This is a genomic window from Mesorhizobium sp. WSM4820 (assembly GCF_055811075.1).
Map to the genome: position 1 here is coordinate 55052 of NZ_JBVVQN010000025.1, position 6740 is coordinate 61791.

Sequence of the window (6740 nt, forward strand, 5' to 3'; positions counted from 1 at the left end):
GAGCCTGTGGCAAACTGGCGCGAGCGAGCGCCTGACGGCGCGCCGCAGAGGACGCTCGAGAAGCGCTTGGTGGCAAAGTGAACAATGTCGCCCTTCCCTTTGAAAGCTTCGGCGTCAGCCACAGAGGCTGTGTCCGTGAGCTCAACGAAGACAGCTATCTGGTCGAGCCGGACACCGGCCTGTGGGTGGTGGCCGATGGAATGGGTGGACATGATGCCGGGGAAGTCGCTTCGGCCAGCATCGTCGATCATCTGGCAACGATCGGCATTGCAAGCTCTGCACCGGATCTGCGCGCCCGTTTCGAGGATCGGCTGAGCCGGGCCAATGCCGAAATCCGCAGGATATCGCAATCCCGCGGGGTAACCATTGGCTCCACTGTCGCCGCCCTGCTGGCGATGGATGGGCGGTTTGCCTGCCTGTGGGCAGGCGACAGTCGCGTCTACCTGATCCGCAACGGCTCGATCTCGCAGATTTCGAAGGACCATACCGAAGTCCAGGAACTTCTCGACAAGGGCATGATCAGCGCAGCCGAAGCGCTCGCCTGGCCGCGCCGCAACGTCATCACGCATGCGGTCGGCGTCAGCGACGAGATCGTCATCGATTTCCAGCAAGGCGAAATCATGCCGGGCGACATATTCGTCCTGAGCACCGACGGGCTGACAGCGCATGTCACAGACGCCGAGATCGAGGCGGCGGCGGTGTCGGCGACACCTCAGGCGGCATGCGAAAACCTGCTGCAGATGGTGCTGGCGCGCGGGGGAACGGACAATGTCACGATCGTGCTCGTCAAGATCGGAGACGGGCGCAATGGGGCCTATCCCGGTCCTTCCAGAGCGGAAGGCTGAGGCTGATGAGCGCCGACGACAAGACGCGGATATCGCCTGACGTGGCCAGCACAGCGGTCGGCACGCAACTCAGCGGCATCTATGAACTGGACGAGCGGATCGCATTCGGTGGCATGGGCGAAGTCTACCGTGGCCACAACATCCAGACCGGCGACCATGTCGCCATCAAGATCGTATTGCCCGAGTTCGCCCGTGACCAGACGATCCTGTCGCTGTTCCGCAAGGAAGCGACGATCCTCAATCATTTGTCGCACGACGCGGTCGTGCGATATCACGTCTTCACGATCGACCCCGGTATCGGCCGCCCCTACCTTGCCATGGAATTCGTCGACGGCCAATCGCTGTTCGATATCATGCGAAATGGCCCGATGCCGACGGAAGACGTGCGCAAGCTCTGCCATCGCCTGGCTTCCGGCTTGAACGCCGTGCACCAGGCGGGAGCAATACACCGTGACCTCTCCCCGGATAACATCATCCTGCCGGGAGGCCGGGTCGATCGCGCAAAGATCATCGATTTTGGCATCGCGCGATCGGCGACCGTCGGCGGCGAGACGCTGATCGGCGGAAAGTTCGCGGGAAAGTACAACTACGTTTCTCCCGAGCAACTCGGGCTGTACAGCGGCGATGTCAGCGAGCAATCCGACATCTACAGCCTGGGCCTGGTGCTGGCCGCTGCTCTGCGCGGGAAACCGATCGACATGAGCGGCTCCCAGTTCGAGATCGTGGAAAAACGCCGAACCGTTCCGGACCTCTCCGACATCGACGCCGATTTTCGTGGAATTGTCGAGGCCATGCTGCAGCCGGATCCACAGGAACGGCCGATCAGCATGGCCGATATCGCCAGGGCGACACGTGACGACACGGACGAGGAGACAAGGCCGCCAACGTCGATCACACCGCGCGACCGGACGCCGCGAACCGGGGGAACCGCCGCGCCTGGCCCCAAGCTTCCCGGCCCCAGGCTTGCCGGTCCCAAGATGGCCGGTCCCAAGCTGGCAAGTCAGCCTCCGGCGGCTGCCGGTGAGCAGCGCTTCGTACCGCATGTCCGGCCGGCGCTTCTGTCCGAGCCAAGGCCTTCGCCAGTTGCCGGTCCTGCTCGGGCGGTTTTGCCAAAGGTCCCGGCAAAGTCGGCCAAGACCCGATCGATCGCGATCGCTGCGTTGGCGATATTAGCTGTCGCGTCGGGTGCAGGCGTTTATCTGGGCGGCGTGATGACGCCTTCCACGCCGACCGCCGGCGACACAGCGTTTTTGTCGCCAAAAGCATCAAAACCGGCCCCGACGGACAGCGCTGCAAATTCGCCGGGCGATGAGCCGGCAAAGGCAGTTCCACCCGATCAGTCACAAACAGAAGCCACTGCGCCGCCAGCCGAAAGTCAGGCAGGTGCGGCGGCGAATCAAAAGTTGGAGCCGGCACGCCCCGCCGAAGTCCTCTCACCATCCGAGGAAACCTCGGAGCCGGCGGCAGCCGCGGAAAGCTCGGAGCCGGCGGCAGCCGAAGCGCAGCCGCCAGTTGAAAGTCCGGCAGATGCCGGGGCGGATCAAAGCTTGCAGCCGACGCGGCCCGCCGAAGTCCTCTCGCCGACGGAGGAAACCCCGGAGCGGGCGGCAGCCGAGGACATTTCAGAGCCGGCGGCAGCCGAGGCGCCATCGCCAGCTGAAAATCGGGCAGATGCCGCGGCGGATCAAAGCTTGGAGCCGACACGGCCCGCCGAAGTCCTTTCGCCAACCGAGGAAACCCCGATCCCGCCGCGCATCCAGGTCGCGCCAATACCGCCGGCCGACGAGACCTCGCCGCCCGCAGCGGTCCGTCCCGAAATGATGGAGAGCCGGAAGCCCGATCAGCCGGCCAGCCAGCACGCGCGGGCCGAAAACCAGACGGATGATGCGAACGCAAAACGGCATCGGTACGAGCCGGCGCCAGGCAAACAGCCGGGCGAAGCCACTGTTGCCTTGAACGTGCCGAAGCCGGACCTAAAACTGCCGCCGAAAAATGCCCTCGACCCCGCTGCGCAACGGGTCTCCTGGGTGCGGGACTTCAACGGCGGCGACTGTTTCTATGCGACGTTGACGTCGGCAACCGAGGCCGCCGTCGCCATCGAAGGATTGGGCACGGAGATCCAGCCGTTCGAACGAATGCTGTCCGATTTCCAGGCAACATTCCGTGTCGAACCGGACATCAGCGTCCGCCTCATTGAGCCGGCTCAATGCGAAGTCACCAACTTTCTGCGCTTTCTGGACCAGATGCCGGCTGACAAGCCGCAGCTCGTTCTCGATCGAACGACGGTGCCGAGCGGCTCGCCGATCGGTGGCTCGCTGGTGACGCATCGCGGCCTTATTTCCAGCGTGCTGCTGATCGACCACAGGGGCATGGCATTCAGCCTCGACGATCTTATCCTGGCGCAAGCGGACAAGGCCACCTTCAACATTCCGATCGATCTTGGCGCAGCCGACAAGGCAGCCGGCAAGGTCGTGCCGCAGATCATAATGGTGATCACGGGTCCACAGGATATTCACGCTGCGGCGTTCTCTGCGCCGACACCAGCCGCGCTGCTGCTGCCCAAAATTCTCGACGAGATCGACGCCAACCGAGCTGAGTTCTCCGCAACGGCAAAATACTTCCGGCTCGGCGGGTAGCATGGACGCCGATGGACCTCCGCAGCTCGCGTTTTCCCTTCCCGACCGCTGTCCCGCCCAACAATCAGCGTGACCGGCTTCGCGGCCTGCTTGCCCTGAGAGGCCTTATCAGACTTGTGGTGATATTGGGCGCGACGTTGCTGGCTCTCCTGTCGTCCCACGAAGCGCGCGCCGAATTCACCGTCTGCAATCAGACGCTCGACGTCGTCAATCTCGCTGTCGGCCAAAAAGTCGACAATGCCGACCAGACCGATGGCTGGTGGACCATCGGCGCAAATCAGTGCGTCAACGTCATCCGCGAGGAACTTTCGAACCGCTACATCTACATCTATGCGACGGACGTCTTTGGCCATGCGACCCTGACCGGGTCGACCGAAATGTGCATCGACCGGCGGCGTTTCTCGATACGCGGCATCGATGAATGCTGGCAGCGCGGCCATATCGCCGCACGATTTCTCGAAGTCGATACGCTTGAACAGGCGCGGTGGACCTTCTTTCTGACCGGAAGCAATCCGTGACGCACAGTATCGACACAAGCTTCAAGTTGAAAAAGCAGGCCCGCGCCGCCCTGCGCAGGCGCAGGCTCTGGCGCAGGCTGCTTGCCGGACTTGCTGTGGTTGCCCTGTTGTCGATCGCTGCCGGCTTCTATCTCACCGCGGATTATTGGTCGTTTGGCGACGAAGATGAGGAGTTGCATGCCGTCGAGGGAATCGACGATGTGCCGGCCGACGCATCTGTCTATGTGCCTGCCATCATCGATCTCGCAGGCGACCCGATGTGGATCACCCTTGCGCCCGACACCGGCGGCGCAACAAAAAGCCAAGTGATCCCGCGGCCGGCAGAACTCGACCAGGCCGGCGTTTCTCCGCAGATCGAAATTCTGTCCGACGTGATGCTTAGCGCCAGCGAAAAGTTCATGACGACGATACCGTCGACGCAAGAAGATTTCGCCTTCTTCCAGGCGCAGCGACAGACCGCGCCGGCGCCATCCAACGAGCTGCAAAACGATGTTCAGCCACCGCCCGTACTAAACGAGGCTCCGGTTGCTTCGGACCCGCAGGGGGATACCGATGATGCCGAAGCAGGTTGGGGCGAAACAATCGATTCAGGCGAGGCAGCCCTTCCCGCGTTCCAGAAAACCCAGATCGAAAACAACACAAGCGTTGCAAATGTCATCAGTGAACATCAACGATACCAGGCTACCGAGGACATTTTCGTAAAGATCCTCAACGACCGCAGCCTGGACAGCGTTGCCCTGGATGCGCATTTCTCCGCCGAGGATGCCAAGCTGGCAGGCGAGGCCCTGAAGGCGCTTTTTAATCGGGAGAGCCTTGAGCCAGGTCATGTCGTCGCCATGCGCGGTTTCAGGCCGACACGCGAGACGACAACCATGTCCCTCATGCAGGTCTCGATCTACGCCAGGAACGTATTTGTCGGCACGCTGACGCGCAATGCCGCCGGTGTGTTTGTGTCTGGTGTCGACCCCTGGGTCCGCGAAGATTTGTTCAACTACTCGGGCGCACAGGCGCAAGGCACGCACAAAAGGCAATACCGGCTGCTCGACGCGATCTACTCGACAGCAGCGCGCAACAAGGTTCCAACCGGCGTGATCGGAGAAGCGATCATGTATCTGTCGCGAGGACAGGATCTGGATGCCTTCGCCAGCGAAGACCAGCGTCTGGTCCTGATCTATTCGCAAAAACCGCGTGGCAAGGAAGAGACGGCCGGACGGGTGCTGTATGTTGGCGTCCGGGGTAGCGAGAAAAGCCTTGACTGTTTCGTGTTCCAGCAGACCGACGGCCAGTTTGCATGCGTCAGCGGCGACGATCAGGTTCGCTCGCTGACAGTTGCCAACGGCATGGTCACACCGGTCAACGGGGTCATGACCTCGACTTTCGGCCCACGCAAGCACCCAATCCTCGGAACCGTTCGTATCCACAAGGGCGTCGATTGGGCGGCGCCTCTGGGCACGCCGATAGCCGCCGCCTTCGACGGCGAAATCGTCTTTCAGGGCGATGGAAGTGGTTACGGCAATTTGGTGAAGATTTCGCACGGGGACGGCAGCGAGACGCGCTATGCGCATATGCAGAAATTCGCTGATAAGGCCGGTGTCGGCGCGAAGGTGAAGGCAGGCGATATCATTGGCTATATCGGCACCACCGGTCTTTCGACCGGGCCGCACCTGCATTTCGAACTCTATCGCAATGGCCAGGCGATCGATCCGCTGGGCACGGTTACGGCAGTCGCGACGGACGCTTCCGCTGTCGAAACGCTGACCGAGCGTATCGTTCAAGTCGAAAGTGGCGGCAAGGCGCGCGCCAAGAACCCACTTTCTTCGGCGACCGGCGCCGGTCAGTTCATAACCAAGACGTGGATCCGGATGATGAACACCTACCGCCCGGAACTGGCGCGGACACTGTCAACCGCCGACCTGCTCGCTCTGCGTTTTGACGCCACCATCTCGCGCGAGATGGTCAGCAATCTGGCGCGCGAAGGCGAAGCCTATCTTCGGGCACGCGGCCACCAGATCACAGCCGGCCGGCTTTATCTCTGCCATTTCCTGGGGATGGAAGGCGCCCATCAAGTGTTATCGTCGCCGGGTTCGGCGCAATTGAGCGCCGTGCTCGGATCGGCCGTCATTCAGGCCAACCCGTTTCTCACCGGCAAGTCCGCCAGCTATGTCGTGAGCTGGGCCGAAAGGAAAATGGGGCGGAAGCTGAGCCCGGCGATGGTTGAAGCGAGCCAACAGACAACGACAACGACGGAAGTCCGGCAGACATCGCCCGAGTTCGAAAAATACAAGCAGGCGATCACGGCTATGGTGAGTTCCGTTCAGAAGACGCTGTGAGCCAGCACTTGCCTTCTCCCCTTGTGGGGCCCGAAGGGCGGGCGAGGCCCGTGACTCGCCCCGGGCGGTGGATTGGCGCGCAGCGCCAAGACGGTTGAGCGGTGTTGGCCGGAGTGCTGTCGGTGCCAAGCTGGAACACCCCTCATCCGACCGCGGAGCCTGTCCTCGGGCTTGCCGGAGGCAAGACCCGTGGGCGGCCACCTTCTCCCACAAGGGGAGAAGGGGGAGCCAAATCGCTTACGTCGGCGACCGGAGTTTGCAGCGGTAGCGCACCCTTTGCCTTCTCCCCTTGTGGGAGAAGGTGGATTGGCGCGCAGCGCCAAGACGGTTGAGGGGTGTTGGCCGGAGTGCTGTCGGTGCCAAGCTGGAACACCCCTCATCCGACCGCGGAGCCTGTCCTCGGGCTTGCCG

At 62.4% G+C, this 6740-nt stretch carries 4 protein-coding genes; all 4 read left to right on the plus strand.

Annotated elements, in window-relative coordinates:
• Positions 1 to 77 precede the first annotated feature (77 nt).
• Genes AC0L2R_RS29545 through AC0L2R_RS29560 form a run of 4 tightly spaced genes read left to right on the plus strand, consistent with a single transcriptional unit; the run spans position 78 to position 6329 of the window.
• On the plus strand, positions 78 to 845 hold the full coding sequence (locus AC0L2R_RS29545) for a PP2C family protein-serine/threonine phosphatase (RefSeq protein WP_027154129.1): 768 nt from the start codon (positions 78 to 80) through the stop codon (positions 843 to 845).
• Between the two features lie 5 nt (positions 846 to 850).
• The gene (locus AC0L2R_RS29550) at positions 851 to 3481 is read left to right on the plus strand and encodes a serine/threonine-protein kinase (RefSeq protein WP_473513099.1); all 2631 of its coding nucleotides are present in this window, start codon (positions 851 to 853) and stop codon (positions 3479 to 3481) included.
• 11 nt (positions 3482 to 3492) lie between these two features.
• Positions 3493 to 3999, plus strand: coding sequence for a DUF1036 domain-containing protein (locus AC0L2R_RS29555; protein WP_473513101.1), 507 nt, complete (start codon positions 3493 to 3495; stop codon positions 3997 to 3999).
• Complete coding sequence (locus AC0L2R_RS29560) at positions 3996 to 6329, plus strand: M23 family metallopeptidase (RefSeq protein WP_473513102.1); 2334 nt, start codon at positions 3996 to 3998, stop codon at positions 6327 to 6329. The genes AC0L2R_RS29555 and AC0L2R_RS29560 overlap by 4 nt, the downstream gene beginning before the upstream one ends.
• Positions 6330 to 6740 lie beyond the last annotated feature (411 nt).